Below are 19,069 nucleotides of genomic sequence, written 5' to 3'. Positions count from 1 at the left end.
CGATTTGGAATCATTTTCATTTCCCCTCCATCCTACCACAATCCGATCATGATGGGTATCATTTTCCGCCTCGCTCCGAATAAATTCGTACCCTGATTCTCAACCTATAACCAAGTCTGTTCACGTCACGATATCTCCAGCTTGCTGGGTCACGATATCACGAGGAAGGACGCGGAGATAGGAACGCTTAGAGGAGGAAAGTTGGAATGCAGCGACGATATGTAGTTGGAATAGTTGCTCTTTGTGCAGCCGTACTTGTAATTCCATTATTGTGGGCGCCTGATCGTCATCCCGAGCCGAAAGGAATGACAACTGCCGCGCACGAGGAGAGCATAAAAAAACAAATTCTGCATCAGGATGTTACCCGCACAAGCCGCATGTTCGCCATTGATTCCAGACGCGATCTGGAAGATGCCCTTGCTAATTGGAGAAATGGGACTTCAGCTCAAAAACAAGAAACCGTTCAGCAATTTATGAAATCCCATCCCCATTTTGTGTATATGAAGTGGGTAGAGGGAGGTACGACTGCCTGGGAAAAGGGAAGCCTTCCAAAGGATGAGCGTTGGGAAGCGAATAAGCAGTTGTCCAGCTATGTTCGAACCGCCACAATGAACGTGATGAAGCAACAATCCTATACTTCTCCTGAAGTGCTTGTCAAAGGAAAAAGCCATATGGTCATCGGCATCGCCTCTCCACAGTCACAGCACGGGATTGTAGCGATTGTGAACCAAGATGTCATTCAGACAGTGCGCAAGCATCAGCAAAAAAATCTTCGGCTTGTCCCTTACCCGCCAGAATCCAAATATCGCGTAAAGTCTGTGGATTCAAATTCGATGTCAGACGTTAAGGTCAAAGACGGAGAAGATAATGCCGGCACAAGCCATTATTATGAAAACGAGATCGTCGTACGCTTTCGTTCCGACCCGGATCCCATTCAACTACAGCGAATGATGCGGGATACGGGCTGCGCGCATCCGCGCAAGCTTGGATATACGTATGTTTTCCGTTCTCACAAGATGAGCGTGGAACAGTTAAGCTCCTATTTCAAGCAATTTAACCCGATATACAGCGAACCGCATTTCCTTTATATGACAAACGAAAAACCAGTACCCGTTCCAGCAGTGCCTTCTACTCAGGCTCGACCTAAAGCTTTAAACGACACAACACAAGGGGATGCTGGCGAGGAGCCGAATGACGCCCTGTATAAGGCCTATCAATGGAACTTGCCGAATATCCATACGAACCGGGGATGGATGACGAGCAAGGGGGCAAAAGATGTTATTGTCGCAGTTGTCGATACTGGCGTTGATGCCGGTCATCGTGATTTACAAGGCAAACTGCTGAATGGCTACAACGTCTTTGATAAAAATCAGCCTCCAAAAGATGAGGTAGGTCATGGCACACATGTTGCTGGCATAATCGGCGCTCAGGTCAATAATGGCGAGGGCATTGCCGGCATGACTTGGTACAATCCGATCTTGCCGGTCAAAGCGCTGGATAATAATGGATCGGGTACATCCTATTCCGTTGCTGAGGGCATTATTTGGGCAACCGATAACGGGGCTAAGGTTATCAATTTAAGTTTGGGCAACTATGTCGACGGCGCATTTTTGCATGATGCTGTCAAATATGCCTTTGACCGCGATGTCGTGCTTATTGCTGCTACCGGCAATGATAATACGCGACGCCCTGGATACCCTGCCGCTTATCCAGAAGTATTTGCTGTGTCAGCGACAGATGCAAATCAGAAGCGTGCCTCCTTCTCCAACTACGGCAATTATGTCGATGTTGTAGCACCAGGGGAGTCCATAGCGAGCACTTATCCGAACAATCAGTATGCGGCATTGTCTGGTACTTCAATGGCTTGTCCACATGTATCTGCACTTGCTGCACTTATTCGCTCTGTCAACCCTTCGCTCAAAAATACGGAAGTGTATGATATTATGCGGCAAAGCGTCATTGATTTAGGAACACCTGGCAAAGATATCTATTATGGCTATGGCGAGATTGATGTCGCTCAGGCACTTACCCTTGCAGAACAAGGTACTACATCTTTGTCGCTGCTCCCGCAAAATATTGCTCGCGAGATCAAGCGTACAATTGCTCAATATGTACAGCATCCTTCTCCACCATCCTCCATGCTGCCTGCTTCTCAGCGGTAATCTATTGATGATATGCAGGCTGCCAATGCTTGAAGCCAACAAAATTGTATGCATGGCGACAAGAGACAATCAAAAACCCCCGCAGGGTATTCCTGCGGGGGTTACTTTATCCTTGTATAGAAGCTGTGCGTTAACATAAATACGCAAGCTATAGTTTGATACTCGAAACTTCATCCTATCCAGATCAAGTTATCGAACAAGAAAAAATGTTGCAGCTCCGGAAAGTTTGCCGTAAGCCGGGTTCTGTACTGATCGTGGTATTACGGGAGCTACCCTTCCACTACGAAGTGACAATCATCTATCTAGACCGTACATTGCTGCACGGTTCAAGCGACCAACCCAGACGCACCTCGGGCTAAGGCTGCCCTTGCGGGCATGCATCTCATTAGGTCTTGCTCCAGATGGGGTTTACCAGGAACGAAGTCACCAACGCTCCTCGTGGTCTCTTACACCACGGTTCCACCCTTGCCTGTGCTGCCGAAGCAGCCATCGGCGGTCCATTTCTGTGGCACTATCCTTCAGCTCGCGCTGACTGGACATTATCCAGCACCCTGCCCTATGGAGCCCGGACTTTCCTCTCGTGACCAAGTCACCAGCGATTGTCTGTCAAACTTTCCGTCAACATTCGTTAGTATACTAGTTTCACACAAGAAACTCAACCGTCAACTTTTACAAAAACTGAAATGGCTCGGTATTTAAGGAAGAAGCTATGAACTGTGTTGATGCACCCTTATCTGATGCCGCCTTCTGCAACCGTGCTGCGACGTCCTGCTTCATCATCTTTTCTGCATTATGCCCTGGATCGATAATAGCAAGTCCTGCTGCAAGTGCATCGTGAGCCGTATGATAATCAACATCTCCCGTTACAAGTACATCTGCCCCATGGAACAGTGCATGGTGAATATATCTAGCCCCGGAACCACCTAGAACGGCAACCTTGCGCACAGGTCGATCCAGCTCGCCAACCACACGTACATTGGATACTTCGAAGCTGGTCTTCACTTGCTCGGACAATTCACGAAGCGTTACTCCCTCTGCAAGCTTGCCCACTCTTCCCAGACCGTATTCCGTCCCTTGAATATCTACAGGATATAGATCATACGCGACTTCCTCATAAGGATGCGCCTTGAACATCGCTTGAAGCACACGGCTGCGAATCGACTTCGGTACTATTGTTTCCACGCGCACCTCTGGCACTGTTTCCAACTTGCCGGCTTGTCCGACATGCGGATTTGTGTTGTCGCCTGGCTTGAAAGTACCGAAGCCTTCACTGTTGAAGCTGCAATGACTGTAATTGCCGATATGTCCTGCACCTGCATTCAATACCGCTGCACGCACGTCCTCGGCATGTGTCTGCGGCACAAATACAACCAGCTTATGAAGCTGCTCCTGGTGTAATGTTTCAAGCACGCGCACATTGGTCAGTTGAAGACGTTCTGCCATCAAATCGTTCATTCCGCCTACAGCAACATCATAATTCGTATGGGAGATATATACCGCGATATCATGCTTAATCAGTTTTTCATACAGTCGACCTGCAGGAGTATCTGTCTGCAAATGCTTCAGTGGTCGGAAAATAATCGCATGGTGTGCGATAATAAGATTTGCCTCCTGGGCAATCGCCTCTTCGACGACCTCTTCGTTCACATCAAGAGCGACGAGCACCTTGGCCACTTCCTTATTCAGTGACCCTAATTGAAGCCCAATCCGGTCGTCTGGGACTGCCAATGACTTAGGCGCAAGCTGCTCCATCCATTGAATTATCGTTGAACCTTTCGCAAACATTCGATAATCGCCTCCAATTCCGCCTTATTCTGCATGAAAACTTCACGGCGCTGCATTGCCTCTTCACTCTCAGCCTGTTCCATTGTACGCAACACACGCTCTCGTTTTCCTACTTCGCGCTTCCACTTCTCAAAGAATACTTCTGTAGGAGCTTGTGACAACAGCGGGCCGAATTGAAGCAGCCATTCCTCAGTCAACGGCAGCCCGCACGAAAGAGTACGAGCTTCGTACAGTCGAGCATTATAAGCCTCCACTGCTTCTGCGTCTGGCTGCCGCTCCGCGAGCAGCACTTCATAAATCTTGCCGTCTTCCTCTAAAATATGCTCCTTAAGCAGATTCCAGCCTTCCTTGCGAAGCCAACGGCGAACTGTATCTTCTCCTACATTCGGTTGAAGGATGAGCCGCTTAACCCCCTCCAACTTATCAGGCTGCGCTGATAAAATACTGACAATAAGACTGCCGCCCATTCCAGCAATGGAAATACAGTCTACCTCGTTAGGCTCCAAAACGGCAAGGCCATCTCCTAGCCGAACTTGAACAATATGCTCCAAGCGTGACCCCAACACTTGACGTCTTGCCGCTTCATAAGGCCCTTGATTCACTTCACCAGCAACCCCATACGAAATCTTGCCTTCCTTTGCTAAATACGATGGAAGCAGCGCATGGTCAGAACCAATATCTGCAAGCTTGCTGCCCTCAGGCACCCAATCCGCGATCCATTGTAATCGTTTGGACAGTTTGATGTTCACGTATCCACTTCACCCACTTTTTTCTAAAGTAATATCCCATGTAGAACATAATAAAAAGCTTCGTTAGCATAAATAATAAGACTTCATCGCCTGGATTTAGCTTGAGCGCAATATGTCTGCCTAACCAAGCCACCTCTGGCATATGCCAAGTGATAACAGAGGCAAGAAGCAGAGCCGCTGAAGCTGAATGAGATCGATGATGCAGTACCCAAGCCAGCCATATGAATAATAAACTCTCAGGCAGCCACAACCATTGCATATTAATCAGCGTGAGTTCGCCGCCAATGGAATCAAGGATTATCGCATAGGCAATCGCCAGCGTAAGCCAGCCAAATCCCTGTATCCCGCTTCGGCGCAGAAGCAAGCCTGTGATCAGCCACAAAAGTCCGGCTCCGATCAACCACAATGCTAAGCTCCACCATAGCATCTATTCATGTAGGATGAGTATTGCTAATGAGCCGAGTATACCGGCAGCATTGCCAAGGCATGCACATATCGCTGCTTGAAGTTTGCTTTTCTTTTCCGCATACTTTGATTTGTAAACAGCAAGCCCATAACCAAGAACGATAAAAGCGGCTACTGCCCCAATTTGCATTGGAAAGTCAAAAGCGGTAAAATAAAATCCAACAGTACAGAACAAGCCAGAAATGAAAAATAACGCCATCCATTTTACGGCAGAAAGGCTGTTCAGCCAAGCTGAAACGCCTACTTCGGAAGCGGTATTTCCGGATTTTTCGGGTGCTATCGTTGCTTCTGGCAGCTGGTACAATCGAGCAAGGAACTCGCAATAACGTTCCGGCAATAGTCGATTTTCCCGCCAGCGGGCAATCTCGTGTGACATCCATTGTCGCTGCTTCTGATCCATGCGGCTTGTCACGCCTCCCGTAATTGATGCCTTCATGGCAACAAAAGACCTTCCCCACGCATACGCGCACAAGAAGGTCTCGTCGTTAGCCACTATTCAAGAAAATCTTTCAGTCGCTTGCTGCGGCTTGGATGACGCAATTTACGAAGTGCTTTCGCTTCAATTTGGCGAATCCGTTCGCGTGTGACTCCGAATACTTTACCTACCTCTTCCAAGGTACGTGTACGGCCGTCATCGAGACCAAAGCGCAAACGAAGCACATTCTCTTCACGTTCTGTCAATGTGTCAAGCACATCCTCCAGTTGCTCCTTCAACAGCTCATACGCTGCTGCATCAGCAGGTGCCAGTGCTTCTTGATCCTCAATGAAATCTCCCAAGTGAGAATCGTCTTCTTCCCCAATTGGCGTTTCCAACGATACCGGTTCCTGGGCAATCTTCATAATTTCGCGTACTTTCTCAACACTGAGTTCCATCTCAGCCGCAATTTCTTCCGGCGTTGGTTCGCGCCCAAGCTCTTGAAGCAGTTGACGGGATACACGAACCAATTTATTAATTGTCTCTACCATGTGAACCGGTATACGAATTGTGCGTGCCTGATCGGCAATCGCTCTCGTAATCGCTTGACGGATCCACCAAGTAGCATACGTACTAAATTTGTATCCTTTGCTGTGATCGAATTTCTCAACAGCCTTGATCAAACCCATATTGCCTTCTTGAATCAAATCAAGGAAGAGCATCCCACGTCCTACATAACGCTTCGCAATGCTGACCACGAGTCGCAAATTCGCTTCTGTCAAGCGCTTCTTCGCTTCTTCGTCCCCCTGCTCGATTCGCTTCGCAAGTTCGATCTCTTCTTCTGCCGACAAGAGCGGAACACGGCCGATCTCTTTTAAGTACATCCGAACCGGGTCATTAATTTTAATCCCCGGTGGCAGCGATAAGTCATCATCGAAATGGAAATCGTCGTGATCCCCACTCTCCCGATCACCACTATTGCGATTGCCCATTCCATCTTCCGTTTCATTTACCACTTCAATACCCAAATCAGATAGCTGCTCGTAGAACTCATCCATCTGCTCCGGGTCTTGATCGAACGTCGATAACTTTTCAGTAATATCTTTATAGCTAAGCGAACCGCGCTTTTTACCGAGCTCAATCAATTGATCCTTCACATGTTCTAACGCTGCTTCGGCATCTAGTCCAGTATGTTGATCATTCGCCATTTTCCGACTCCCTCCTCCCTAGAAACTTCTGCTTACTACCGCTTCAGTTGTTGCTCTAGGGCTATAATTTCTTGTGCAATTTGCGCGGCACGCAATATGTCTCCTGTACGCTCCGCCTGCACCATTTCTTCCTTTTTACGCTCAATTTCACGATGCCGAGGCACTTTCAAGATTTGACCAATATAATCGTCTAATAGGGCGGTGTCATATCGCAGCGGCACTTCGGCCATTGATATGGATGCAGCCGTCTTCTCTAGTCGGTCATCCTGCAGAGTTGCCAAATAACAACTGAAATCAGGCTCCTTGCCTTGCGCGTAATAAGCATATAGATAAGCGGCAAGAGCCGCATGATCATCTACATTGAATTGCTCGCCAAGATTCCGCTCCACATAGTTGGAAACTTCGACATCCTGGAACATCAGCGCCAGCAAGCTGCGTTCTGCATATACGTATGCTGGACGCAACACGGGCGGGGAGATAACTTGCTTATCATTCCTAACATTATTCCACCAATTGTCTTGATTATCCCCGTTTTCGTTCTTTTTTTGCAGCTTTTGGCGGATATTCGCACATTCTTGCTTCAAAGAAGCGATCGCAGAATCCCCTGATAATTCAAGCAGTGAAGCAATCTCCTTCAAGTGCATCTCCCGTTCAACAGGCGATTCAACCTTCGCCACAACACGCAGCGCAGCATCTTTGAATCGTCGTTTGCCATCATCTTCTAGCAGTATATGATTTCGACGTAAAGATATAAGCTTGAATTTGGTTGGAGTAACGGCCGATGCAATGATCGCATGCCTAAACCGCTCTGCGCCATGCGCTTTGATGAATTCATCAGGATCCATTCGATCAGGCAGCATGGCAACGGCTACATGCAAGCCGCTTCCCTCTAACAATGCTATGGATTTCATTGCAGCTGCTTGTCCAGCATCATCGCCGTCATAGCATAACGTAACGCTGTCTCCGAGTTGCTTCAGCAATTGAACATGATCGGAGGTCAACGCAGTACCCATGGTAGCAACGCCATTCATCACTTGAGCTTCCCAAGCCTGTATGACATCTGCAAAACCTTCAAACAGAACAATTTCACCAGTGCGCTTAATATGCGGTCTTGCCTGATGCACATTGTACAGCAGCTTGGATTTGTTGAATAGCATCGTTTCCGGCGAGTTCAAATACTTCGGCTGACTTCCGTCAAGCACCCTTCCTGCAAATCCTACTATGCGTCCCCGGCGATCCCATATCGGGAACATGACCCGGTTACGGAAACGATCGACATACCCTTCTCCATTCGTTCTAGCCGATACGATACCGCCCTTCTCCACCAGAGCAAGGTCGAACTGCCGTTTCGTAAGAAACTTCACGATCATATCCCAATTTGGCGGTGCGTATCCAATCTGAAACTGTTCGATAAGCTTGTCGTTAAAGCCGCGTTCACGCAAATAGCGAAGCGCTTCCTGACCTTCCGTTGTGTTCATTAATATATAATGATACATTTTCGCAGTCAGCTCATGTGCTTCAATCAGCCGATCCTTCGCTTCATTCCGTGGATTGCGTTCAGCATACGAGTCGCCGCTTCCCCATGTAACAGGAATGCCCGCTAACTCGGCGAGATGCGTAATGGCTTCCGGATACGAGTATCCTTCCAGCCCCATTACAAATTGAATAGCCGTCCCGCTCTTTCCGCAACCGTAACAATGGAAAATTTGCTTCTCCGGCGTGACCGTGAACGATGGTGTCTTCTCCGAATGAAAGGGACAAAGCCCCTTCAAATATTTACCGTGCTTCGATAAATGGACATATTGTCCAACTATATCGACGATATCGTTGCGCTTTAATACTTCATCGCGAACTTCATCAGGAATCAGTCCATATCCGTTCATCGCTCAATCACCTTCATCTGAACACGTATTACTAATTCGCTATGGGCGCATTTTCTCCTGCTCACGAAGCAAAAGTTTTGTCAGTTTATGTTGGAAAATTTCGCGATCCTCTTCACTCATTGCTCGCGGGCCTTTCGTCCGTAAACCTGCTCTTCTTGCTTTGCTCGAGATGTGTCGCCTTGTCAGGTACTCATCTACATTGTCGCTTGTCAGCTCGCTGCCTCGCGGCGTAAGCACATAAGCGCCTCTTGGCAAACAGAGCGCGGCCAAACCGTAGTCGCCTGTTACCACTACGTCGCCTGACCGCGCTGTGTTGGCAATATAAATGTCCGCCGCTTGAAACGCTTGATCCACAAAAACGGTACGAATATCATAATTCATAAGCTGCCAGTCTGGAGCAAATGCAGCATAGGAAGCTACAAACAGAACTCCGGCATCCATTTCGATAGCTGCGGCAACTATTTCATTTTTTACAGGACAAGCATCGGCGTCTACTACGATTCGAAGTTTAGAAGACAATAATCTCACCATTTTCGTAAAGCGTCGGAACTTACTTTAATCGTTTCACCGTTTATATTATATACGCTGTAACGTTTAAAATTCCTGCTTCGAAATCCGGATTTCCTCTACTTTAACTCAGTTTTTGTCGAATCGATGAAAATAACGAAGGAACATGTCGAAGAGAATCCGAAGAATCCCTTCTTCATGTTCCACCTTTACTACCCTTTACTGTCTTCCTACAATCACAGTCAACCTTCTACTTAAGCCCAAACTAACTTTGAGAAATCAGCAAAACGTTGAATGTCATTTGCTATATTCGCAAGCAGCGCCAAACGATTTGCCCGTACTGCTTCGTTCTCAGCCATAACCATGACCTGTTCGAAGAACGAGTGAACTTCATCTTTCAGTTGAGACAAAACTTCGATTGCCTCAGCCGGATTTCCGCTTGCAGCTGCATAAGCTTCATGTACGTACATCCAACGCTCATAGAGCTTGCGCTCCGCATCCTGCTCGAACAATTCAGGATGGATATCATTGCTGACCGCCTTAGCAGCCAAATTGCTTACCCGGTTAAAGGATTCAACTGTCAGCTTGAATTCATCTGCCTGTACAGCGCGCATAAGAGCTTCCCCGCGAGCGACTGTCAGTTTGACATCGTCATATCCAGATGCCATCACTGCATCAACCACGTCGTAGCGAACAGACTCAGACAGTACATTTTTGACGCGCAAGCCGAAGAACTCATACAATTCTTTACGAACTTCCTCACGTTCGCGTTTCAACAATCCTGCTTGCGCATATACATCAAGCGTAATGTTGAAGATGGTATGCAGTGTCAGCGGCAGATTGCGTTCTAACAAAATTTGCACAATACCTGTCGCCTGTCTGCGCAAGCCATATGGATCCTGCGAGCCAGTCGGAATAATGCCGATTCCGAAGCAGCCTGCCAACGTATCCATTTTGTCAGCCATACTTATAATAGAGCCAACAAGTGAAACAGGAGCTGGGTCGCCTGCGAATCTAGGCTTATAGTGCTCATTAATCGCCTGCGCTACTGCTTCCGGTTCGCCTGCCTTTCGGGCGTAATCTTCACCCATAACCCCTTGCAGTTCTGGGAACTCATATACCATTTGCGTAACAAGGTCGAACTTGCAAATGTCCGCAGCCCGGCTGACCCACAGTGCTGTCTCACGATCTGTCTGGACAGCCAGTGCCAATGCATCAGCAATAGCATGTATGCGGCGAACCTTATCACCGATCGAGCCAAGCTCCTCGTGGAACACGATCGAATCGAGCTTATGCACGCAATCAATAATATTCAGTTTTTGATCTTCTTCATAGAAGAACTTGGCGTCAGAGAGACGCGCACGAAGAACTTTCTCGTTCCCTTTTGCAACGATATCCAAGCCCTTGGAATCACCGTTGCGTACCGTTACGAAATAGGGAAGAAGCTGTCCCTCCGTATCCAATACCGGGAAGTAGCGCTGATGCTCGCGCATGGATGTAATCAGCACTTCTTGAGGAATGTTCAGAAATGCCTCGTCAAATCCGCCGAACAATACAGTTGGATACTCAACGAGGAAGAGAACTTCTTCAAGCAAGTCATCCTTGATTGCGATATTCCAATTTTTACTTTTAGCGAGCTCCTCGATTTGAGCCGTAATGTTCGCCTCACGCTCTGCCACATCCACGATGACAGATTGCTCTCGAAGACGTTCCACGTATTGAAGCGGCTCGTTAATAACTGTCTCTTCTCCGAGGAAACGATGTCCACGCGACGTACGGCCTGCTTTGACGCCTGCAATTTCAAGCGGAATAATCTCTTCCCCATGCAGAGCAACCATCCAGCGAATCGGGCGTACGAAGCGCATTTCCTTTGCACCCCAACGCATGTTTTTCGGGAAGGTCATCGCATGAATAATGGAAGTCAAACCTTCAACAAGCACATCCTCTGTATTGGTACCGAGACTGCTCTTATTTGCGTAAATATACTCGACTCCGTTCAATTCCTTAAAGAAGAACGCTTCAGGCTCTACACCTTGACTCCGTGCGAATCCGAGAGCTGCCTTCGTCCATTCACCATTGGCGTCAAGGGCAATTTTCTTCGCCGGCCCCTTTACTTCCTCGTGTACATCCGTCTGCTTGTCAGCTACATCCTGTATGAGTACAGCGAGACGTCTTGGCGTTGCATATGCAGACACAGTTCCGAATGTGATTCGGGATTCTGTCAGCCAGCGTTCTGTGCGATCCTTCAGCTGTTCCATCGCGCTGCGAATGAAACGTGCAGGCACTTCCTCCAAGCCGAGCTCCAACAACAAATGTCTAGGCATCTTGTTCCTCTCCTTTCTTCAAGAGCGGGAAGCCGAGCTTCTCACGTTCTTCCAAGTATGTTGCGGCCACATGACGTGCAAGATTACGAACACGGGTAATGTACCCGGTGCGCTCCGTTACACTAATCGCGCCGCGTGCATCCAGCAAGTTGAATGTATGGGAGCATTTCAGCACATAATCATATGCTGGGAATACCAAATGGGCATCCATCGCTCGATTTGCTTCTTTCTCGTACATATTGAACAGCGTAAATAGCATCGCCGTATCGCTTACTTCGAATGTATATTTCGAATGCTCGAATTCAGGCTGATGGAATACGTCGCCATAAGCTACTCCTTCTACCCACTCCAAGTCGAACACATTTTCTTTTTCTTGAATATAGGAAGCAAGCCGCTCCAAGCCATACGTAATCTCGACAGCTACTGGATGTGCGTCGATGCCGCCCACTTGTTGGAAATAAGTGAATTGCGTAATTTCCATACCATCAAGCCAGACTTCCCATCCAAGGCCCCATGCACCCAATGTTGGCGACTCCCAGTTATCCTCTACGAAGCGAATATCGTGGATTGACGGATCGATACCAAGACGGTTCAAGCTTTCCAAATACAACTCTTGAATGTTGTCTGGAGAGGGCTTCAAAATCACTTGGAACTGGTGATGCTGGTACAAACGGTTCGGGTTCTCCCCGTAACGGCCGTCAGCCGGACGACGAGATGGCTCTACATAAGCTACATTCCATGGTTCTGGTCCGATCGAACGAAGGAAAGTCATCGGGTTCATAGTTCCCGCGCCCTTCTCCACATCATACGGCTGTACGATGATGCAGTTTTGTTCGGCCCAAAATTGCTGCAGCGTCAAAATCATTTGTTGAAAATTCACAGTCAGCACTCCTTTGCCTCATATTGACGGCATTGACGTATGGGAGAATGCAAAAAACTCCCGCCTCTACGTCTGATGCCAGACGTAGGGACGAGAGTTAAATTCCCGCGGTTCCACCCTACTTGATCGGAATAGATTCCGATCCACTTTCACATGAGCCCCTGCTCCAAAGCGCCATTTCATTCGTTTGTCCGTCCAGGCTTCCACTATCCCTGAATCGCTGCGTTCAAACATTGCGAACTACTTTCTTCTTCAACGCAAGGTATAATCTTAATTCAATTAGCTTGATTTATTATAGCGAATTGGATTTTACTCGTCAAGCTGCGCCAAATCATATTTCTCCATCTGCTCAAGGAACTGAAGTGATTTCAAGCGCACCCCGACATGGGTGTCCATATAGCCTCGCATACATGCGCGAAGCTGCAATTTCGTTTCAGGCTTCAATGTTATATTGCCAAGACGACGCAAGTCTGTCATTTCGAAGCGCTGAAGCAATGCAAGCATGTGCAAATTAGCTACATAATTCGCATGCTCTCTTGACTTACAACTCTCACATAGGGCGCCCCCGAGACGCCAACTGAAAGCAGCAAGCCTATCTCCTGTACCACAAGCGACACATGCATGGAGTTGAGGAGCAACTCCCGTTCGCTGCCATAGCTTCATTTCGAACAAATGAGTTGTCACCTGCACATCCTTGCCTTCTGCAATTGCCCGCAAATAGGCATGGAATTGGTCAAACATCGGCCCTCCAGCCTCTTCATCATGCAGTGCCTTATCCATCAGCTCGGCTGCATAGGAGGCGTAGGCTGCCAGATGAAGCTGTTCGCGCAGCAAATGGTTCGCTTCTATTATTTCGCAAGAATTAAGCGTTCCGATATGCCCCATACCGCGAAAGAATACATATTCTCCATAAGTGAACAGCTGAGTTGCCGCAGCATGACGGCTGCGAACCTTCTTCGCGCCGCGAACAAGAACACCCACCTTGCCATGTGATTTCGTACAAAGTGTAATGATCTTATTTCCTTCCCCATAATCCATGCTGCGGATGACAATCCCCTCTACCCGATATAACACTCTCTTCCTCCCATGTATGACACTGCATAATCATTATTAATCTGCTGATTGCTCTGCGATTGGCGCCGTATCAGCTGTAAGTTCCTCCAACTCATCTGTCATTCCTGCCTGCTTATATAGCAAGTAAGCGTCGACATCCCCCGTCTTCGCAAAAACATTCCATGAAAAATCACGCATTGTTATAATCCCCTTTCGTATAAGAGAACCTTGATCAATGACATGCTTCTATGGTGCCCGCAAGCACCAACAGAGGCAGATATTAAATGCTGTGCCTATAACAAACATTTCGAGCATGAACGTCGGATACAGACCAGTAAGACTATGCGTCATCTTCTAGGTTGTACTGCTTATAGGGGAATATCCATTGCAAAAATTGGAGTGTATGAAACGTAAATAGGTTGCTTACTCGTGTCGGAACCCGAGATCCCGTAAAATCCGATCCTGATTTCGCCAATCTTTCTTCACTTTCACCCACAGCTCCATAAATGTCTTAGAGCCAAGTAAATTTTCGATATCTTGTCTCGCCAGCTTTCCAATTTCCTTCAACAATGCGCCTTGCTTGCCGATGACGATTCCCTTCTGGGAATCACGCTCTACAAATATGACTGCAGAAATATATACGACACCATTCTCTTGTACTCGCATATCTTCGATGGTTACGGCAATAGAATGAGGAATCTCCTCACGTGTCAGGTGCAATATTTTCTCACGGATCAACTCGGCCACAACGAATTGCTCAGGGTGGTCTGTAATTTGGTCATCTGGATAATACTGCGGCCCTTCAGGCAAGTAACCGCCAAGCACATCAAGCAGTCGGTTCACATTGCTGCCGTTTAATGCCGAAATCGGCACAATCTCCGCAAATTCATGCAGTTCATTGTACTCTGCAATTAACGGTGGCAATGCTTCTGGATGCACCTGATCAATTTTGTTCATGACGAGTATGACAGGAGTACGGACTTTTTTCAATTGTTCAATCACATATTTATCGCCGCCTCCAAGCCCTGCCGAGACGTCAACGAGGAACAACACTGCTTCGACCTCGTTCAAGGTATTCAGCGCCACATTATTCATATAATCGCCGAGCTTCGATTTTCTTTTGTGGATGCCTGGTGTGTCTAAAAACACAATTTGGGAATGATCGGTTGTGTAGACGCCATGGATTTTATTGCGAGTCGTTTGCGGCTTATCCGACATGATCGCAATTTTTTGCCCAATCACATGATTCATCAAAGTGGACTTCCCTACATTCGGGCGGCCAACTATCGCAACAAAGCCTGATTTATACGTATTTCGATTTGATTGATCTTGATTATAAAACATGTATTTTCCTCCAAAATGTCTCTGTATGTGCATAAACGGCGCCACGCCGTCCAAGTAACGACAATAGCGCCGCTTATGAAGTCTAATTTCATTACTTTAGTACAGGAGCCTATAAAGCAGCTTTATCCCTGGTTCGTAGAAAATCACGCAGCCGACAATAACGGCGAATACCGCCGTCACGAGCACGGCTCCTGCGGCGGTATCTTTGGCTACCTTCGCCAATGGATGCAGCTTCGGCATCACGAGATCGACGACAGATTCTACTGCGGTATTCATTAGTTCAGCTGAAATGACGATGGTAATTGCTAGTCCCAGCCACAGCCAGTCCGAGGTCGATATTTGCATGATACCGCCTAAAATAAGTGCAATTCCACTCATGGCCACGTGTACCCGCATATTGCGCTGTGTACGTATCGCATAGACGATCCCTGCGATTGCAACGCGAAATGTATCGCTCCAAGGACGCTTCATTAGCGGCTCAGACCTACCTTCTCCAAAACAGCTTCCTGCTTGTCCATCATTACTCGTTCGCTTGGCTCATCCTGATGATCATAGCCAAGTAAATGCAGAAATCCATGCACAAATAAAAATCCAATCTCACGCTCCAAGGAATGGCCATACTCTTCCGCTTGTTCCTTGGCGCGCTCTGTAGAGATAATGATGTCGCCAAGCAAATCATTCATCTCATCCAATTCTTGCTCATCTTCAATTTCGTATAGAATATCCAATTCCTCTTCAACGGATTCGTTCAAGGCAAAGGACAATACATCCGTTGGACGATCGATTCCTCGATATTCACGGTTCAACTCGTGGATTTGCTCATTATCAACGAACGTTAGCGCGACTTCCCCCTCTTGAATGCCTTCCATCGCCGCAGCTTCCTGCAAAATGCGCTTCAGCAATTCGATCAATGAAGGATCGATCGGGTATATGTCTTGATCGTCATTCCATTCCAGCTTCATACTCGACATGTTCGTTGCTCCTTACTCACAGTTTATAGGTGATAGGCCCGTTCCTTTTTAATCATATATCGCAGATTAAGATTTTGCTGGTTCCTCGTTTGCGTCCGTTCCTTTATTTTTCAGCTTCGAATCGTCTGGATATTCGATGCGGGAATGGAATATTCCCATCACCGTCTCTTTCAGCGACTGTGCAACAATATCTAGTTCTCGAAGTGTCAAATCACATTCATTGAATTGATTGTCATCCATACGATCCTTCACAATTTTATGAATCATGGACTCAATCTGCTCAACAGTCGGGTGGCGTAACGAGCGAACAGCAGCCTCGACACAGTCCGCGATACCTACGACGGCCGCTTCCTTCGACTGCGCTTTTGGCCCAGGATAACGGAAATCGTCTTCTGTAAAATCAGGTTCTATCCCTTGCTCTTCTGCTTGCTTCTTCGCTTTGAAGTAGAAATACTTCAAGAAGGTTGTACCATGATGCTGCTCCGCAATATCGCGTATCGGCTTCGGCAGCTTATAATCCTTCAGCATCTCGGCACCGTCGCGTGCATGCGCAACGATAATAGATGTACTAAGCTTAGGATCAATTTGATCATGTGGATTGTCCATATTTGTTTGATTTTCAATAAAGTAACTTGGACGCTTTGTTTTGCCGATATCATGATAGTAGGCCCCAACACGGCACAGCAATCCGTTCGCACCAATCGCCTCAGCAGCCTGTTCCGACAAGTTCCCAACCATTACACTGTGATGATACGTTCCGGGCGTTTCCGTCAACAGCTTGCGCAGCAGTGGATGGTTTGGATTGGACAGTTCAACTAGCTTCAGTGCAGACAATATGCCAAATGTAACTTCAAAGAATGGCATAAGCCCAAGCACAAGCACAGAGGTCAGCAGACCGCTTGCAAAGGCAAACGCCGCCGCTAGCATCGTATTGCCCTGATTCATCGGTTCACCGTACAACATGGACAGCATTAAAGCAGTCACACTGCCGAAGATGCATACCATGATGCCTGCCTTCAATATCGTTGAACGCTGGCTGGCGCGATGAATAGCGAATATGGCTGCGTAGCACGAAACGAGTGCGAAAAATCCAAAATGGAAATCAAACAGCGTACTTTTATCTGTGTTCAATATAATACCCGCTATCAAGCTCAATACGATTGCACATAGATATGCCAGCGGCAGATCAATAAGCAGGGTAATCAGCATAACCCCCATAGCCGTAGGGGCCACATAGCCTATAAAAGGAATTTCCTTCGTCTGCGCGTAGCCGATAATATGAATCGCAATAATATTGATGGTAAAAATCAATACAAGCATTAATAGCTGAGTGTTGTTAAATTTGAAATGGGTGTGACTCGTTTGACGCATGAACATAAACAAAAAAAGCGAGAGCATGACCGACAGAATCAGCAGGCCGAGCTGCGGCCAATAGTTAACCTCAGATTTCAAGAGATCGTTCTCTTTCAGCAAATCATAAGTCTCTTGGGAGATAAGCTGACCTTTTTTAATAAAGATATCGCCCTGCTTAATGAAGATAGGCGGCGTATTTTCCCGCGCCTGAACCTTCGCTTCCTTCGTTGCGTCATCATTATAGAACTTGTTTGGCGTAATGCACAGGCGAACGAGCTCCTGCACTGCCTCGCGAGCGGAACGCTTGTCAAGCGAGCTCGCATTGACGTATTCCGGCACCTTGGCTCGAGGCACAGAGGCATCTGGAACTGCATCTGCCATCAACTTGGACACGAGCTCACGGGCCACCGGCTTCATTTGCGCTACGTCTTCTTTGGACAAGCGTGCAATCTTCAGATACGTCTCCTCGGGAATATCGTACTTCTGCTCGTCAATACGTTTTTTCACTTCGTCAAGCAGTGTTTCCGAATACGTATCTTTATTTCGACTTGTCGTCATGAACTCTCGAAGATACTTATTAACCTCATCAGGGATGACTGTACGATACAGGCTAATCTTTTGTGAGTAAGAGATCAGCTCATCATCATTAAGTTGATCGATTCTCTCGAACAGTGAGTCAATTAATCGCTCATTTTTCAGCGAAATAATCTCGTAAATAGGCTGTACACGTTCAGCGGCCTGTTCCTGAGCTTTCAGCGTTGCCTTCTTGTCCGGTATTTGAATCGGTGCGATGATATCCTTTTCACTCTTCGCATTGACTTCAATATCCAGCTTCTCCGGCAAAATACTCGGTGCCAAGCTGAAATAAAATAATAATGTTAATAAGAAAAACAGAAGAAAACGTACGCCTACGCTATACTTCCATCCCGTCATATTGACCTGACGTTTGTTATTTCCGTTGCCGGAACGATTTGTCTGTAGCATAGAGAACAGTCCTCTCTATCCTTGGTTTTCGCTTTCCTTCTGGTAAGCTGTAATAATTTTCTGCACTAAGGAATGACGAACGACATCCTGCTCGGCAAAATGCACGAATCCGATCTCATCAATTTCCTTCAAGATCCGCCCTGCCTCTACTAAGCCTGAGTTCTTCCCGCGAGGCAAGTCGATTTGGGTAATATCCCCGGTAATGACCATTTTCGAGCCGAACCCGAGCCGCGTCAGGAACATCTTCATCTGCTCAGGCGTCGTATTTTGCGCCTCATCCAAAATGATGAACGCATCATCCAGCGTCCGCCCCCGCATATAGGCAAGAGGTGCGATTTCAATCAGTCCGCGCTCAAGAGCCTTTGCCACCTGTTCGGTGCCCATGACATCATACAGCGCATCGTACAGAGGACGCAAATATGGATCTACCTTTTCCTGCAGATCCCCAGGCAAAAAGCCAAGATTCTCCCCCGCTTCTACGGCAGGCCGAGTCAGTACGATTCGCTTGACAGCTCCTTCTTTTAGTGCAACGACGGCCAGCACGACCGCCAGATAGGTTTTGCCTGTACCGGCAGGACCTACTCCAAATACGATGTCTCTCTTCTTAATCGTGGATACATAATGCCGCTGGCCTATTGTCTTAACGCGGATTGGCTTGCCGCGGTATGTATGTGCGATTTCACCCCTGAATAAATCAAGCAGCTCATCAACCTTCCATTCCTGTGCCAAATCGATTGCATACATAATATCCCGCTCAGACAGGATAATATTGTTGCGGATCAACTCGAGTAGAACAAGAAATAACTGCTCTAATTTTTCAGTTTCTTCCGCTTCCCCCGTAATGACAACCTCTGCTTCGCGCGATGACACAAGTGCATCCGTACGGCTTTGGATAAGGCGCAGATGCTTATCTTGCGGCCCGAACAGCGCAAGTCCTTCAGCAGCGTTTTGCAGTGAAATTTTAACAGTCTGTTGTTGCGACAAAA

17 protein-coding genes and 1 other RNA gene are annotated in these 19,069 nt (G+C 47.4%); 1 reads left to right on the top strand and 17 read right to left on the bottom strand.

Translation table 11 applies throughout. The annotated features are described in order from the left end of the window. Nucleotides 1-206: 206 nt before the first annotated feature. Entirely contained in the window at nt 207-2,162 is a 1,956-nt protein-coding gene (locus ACQ5BJ_RS08955) for a S8 family peptidase (RefSeq protein WP_268622537.1), read from the top strand. Between the two features lie 217 nt (nt 2,163-2,379). Here ACQ5BJ_RS08955 and rnpB read toward each other — a convergent pair. From rnpB to ACQ5BJ_RS08870, 17 genes are all read right to left on the bottom strand, one after another. Beyond that, nucleotides 2,380-2,777: RNase P RNA component class A (rnpB, locus tag ACQ5BJ_RS08950), an RNA gene on the bottom strand. 54 nt (nt 2,778-2,831) lie between these two features. Next, nucleotides 2,832-3,947 carry a Nif3-like dinuclear metal center hexameric protein gene (locus tag ACQ5BJ_RS08945; protein WP_005548009.1) on the bottom strand — a complete coding sequence of 372 codons (1,116 nt, stop codon included), beginning with the start codon at nt 3,945-3,947 and terminating at the stop codon, nt 2,832-2,834. Continuing rightward, complete coding sequence (locus tag ACQ5BJ_RS08940) at nt 3,923-4,696, bottom strand: tRNA (adenine(22)-N(1))-methyltransferase (RefSeq protein WP_040736004.1); 774 nt, start codon at nt 4,694-4,696, stop codon at nt 3,923-3,925. The genes ACQ5BJ_RS08945 and ACQ5BJ_RS08940 overlap by 25 nt, the downstream gene beginning before the upstream one ends. Continuing rightward, nucleotides 4,644-5,102, bottom strand: a complete 459-nt coding sequence (locus ACQ5BJ_RS08935) for a hypothetical protein (protein WP_157266883.1) — start codon at nt 5,100-5,102, stop codon at nt 4,644-4,646. Before ACQ5BJ_RS08935 ends, ACQ5BJ_RS08940 begins: the two co-directional genes overlap by 53 nt. A gap of 21 nt (nt 5,103-5,123) precedes the next feature. After that, nucleotides 5,124-5,597 carry a hypothetical protein gene (locus tag ACQ5BJ_RS08930; protein WP_430110036.1) on the bottom strand — a complete coding sequence of 158 codons (474 nt, stop codon included), beginning with the start codon at nt 5,595-5,597 and terminating at the stop codon, nt 5,124-5,126. Nucleotides 5,598-5,653: 56 nt separating this feature from the next. Continuing rightward, nucleotides 5,654-6,784 carry an RNA polymerase sigma factor RpoD gene (gene rpoD, locus ACQ5BJ_RS08925; RefSeq protein ID WP_005548004.1) on the bottom strand — a complete coding sequence of 377 codons (1,131 nt, stop codon included), beginning with the start codon at nt 6,782-6,784 and terminating at the stop codon, nt 5,654-5,656. 35 nt (nt 6,785-6,819) lie between these two features. Then, complete coding sequence (dnaG, locus tag ACQ5BJ_RS08920; RefSeq protein WP_163975845.1) at nt 6,820-8,667, bottom strand: DNA primase; 1,848 nt, start codon at nt 8,665-8,667, stop codon at nt 6,820-6,822. A gap of 39 nt (nt 8,668-8,706) precedes the next feature. After that, nucleotides 8,707-9,198, bottom strand: a complete 492-nt coding sequence (locus tag ACQ5BJ_RS08915; RefSeq protein ID WP_005547998.1) for a YaiI/YqxD family protein — start codon at nt 9,196-9,198, stop codon at nt 8,707-8,709. A gap of 230 nt (nt 9,199-9,428) precedes the next feature. Then, nucleotides 9,429-11,498, bottom strand: a complete 2,070-nt coding sequence (gene glyS / locus ACQ5BJ_RS08910) for a glycine--tRNA ligase subunit beta (RefSeq protein WP_005547996.1) — start codon at nt 11,496-11,498, stop codon at nt 9,429-9,431. Next, entirely contained in the window at nt 11,491-12,378 is an 888-nt protein-coding gene (gene glyQ, locus ACQ5BJ_RS08905) for a glycine--tRNA ligase subunit alpha (RefSeq protein ID WP_005547994.1), read from the bottom strand. Before glyQ ends, glyS begins: the two co-directional genes overlap by 8 nt. A gap of 309 nt (nt 12,379-12,687) precedes the next feature. Next, entirely contained in the window at nt 12,688-13,452 is a 765-nt protein-coding gene (gene recO, locus ACQ5BJ_RS08900) for a DNA repair protein RecO (RefSeq protein ID WP_268622531.1), read from the bottom strand. Nucleotides 13,453-13,488: 36 nt separating this feature from the next. Further along, a complete protein-coding gene (locus ACQ5BJ_RS08895) occupies nt 13,489-13,629 on the bottom strand; it encodes a YqzL family protein (RefSeq protein WP_163975853.1) in 141 nt (46 codons plus the stop codon). A 225-nt stretch (nt 13,630-13,854) separates the two neighbouring features. Then, nucleotides 13,855-14,775: a GTPase Era gene (era, locus tag ACQ5BJ_RS08890; RefSeq protein ID WP_005547987.1), complete on the bottom strand. Its 921-nt coding sequence runs from the start codon at nt 14,773-14,775 to the stop codon at nt 13,855-13,857. 96 nt (nt 14,776-14,871) lie between these two features. Continuing rightward, complete coding sequence (locus ACQ5BJ_RS08885; RefSeq protein ID WP_430110043.1) at nt 14,872-15,246, bottom strand: diacylglycerol kinase family protein; 375 nt, start codon at nt 15,244-15,246, stop codon at nt 14,872-14,874. After that, nucleotides 15,246-15,746, bottom strand: coding sequence for an rRNA maturation RNase YbeY (gene ybeY / locus ACQ5BJ_RS08880; protein WP_005547982.1), 501 nt, complete (start codon nt 15,744-15,746; stop codon nt 15,246-15,248). Before ybeY ends, ACQ5BJ_RS08885 begins: the two co-directional genes overlap by 1 nt. 66 nt (nt 15,747-15,812) lie before the next feature. Continuing rightward, nucleotides 15,813-18,083 carry an HD family phosphohydrolase gene (locus tag ACQ5BJ_RS08875; protein WP_262867006.1) on the bottom strand — a complete coding sequence of 757 codons (2,271 nt, stop codon included), beginning with the start codon at nt 18,081-18,083 and terminating at the stop codon, nt 15,813-15,815. A 15-nt stretch (nt 18,084-18,098) separates the two neighbouring features. Next, entirely contained in the window at nt 18,099-19,067 is a 969-nt protein-coding gene (locus ACQ5BJ_RS08870) for a PhoH family protein (RefSeq protein ID WP_005547976.1), read from the bottom strand. Nucleotides 19,068-19,069: the final 2 nt, after the last annotated feature.

Origin of the sequence: Paenibacillus sp. B1-35 (assembly GCF_050474385.1) — a bacterium.
Lineage (GTDB): Bacteria > Bacillota > Bacilli > Paenibacillales > Paenibacillaceae > Paenibacillus_B > Paenibacillus_B alvei.
Note: the sequence above shows the minus strand (reverse complement) of the source record. Positions and strands in the feature narration are given on the sequence as shown.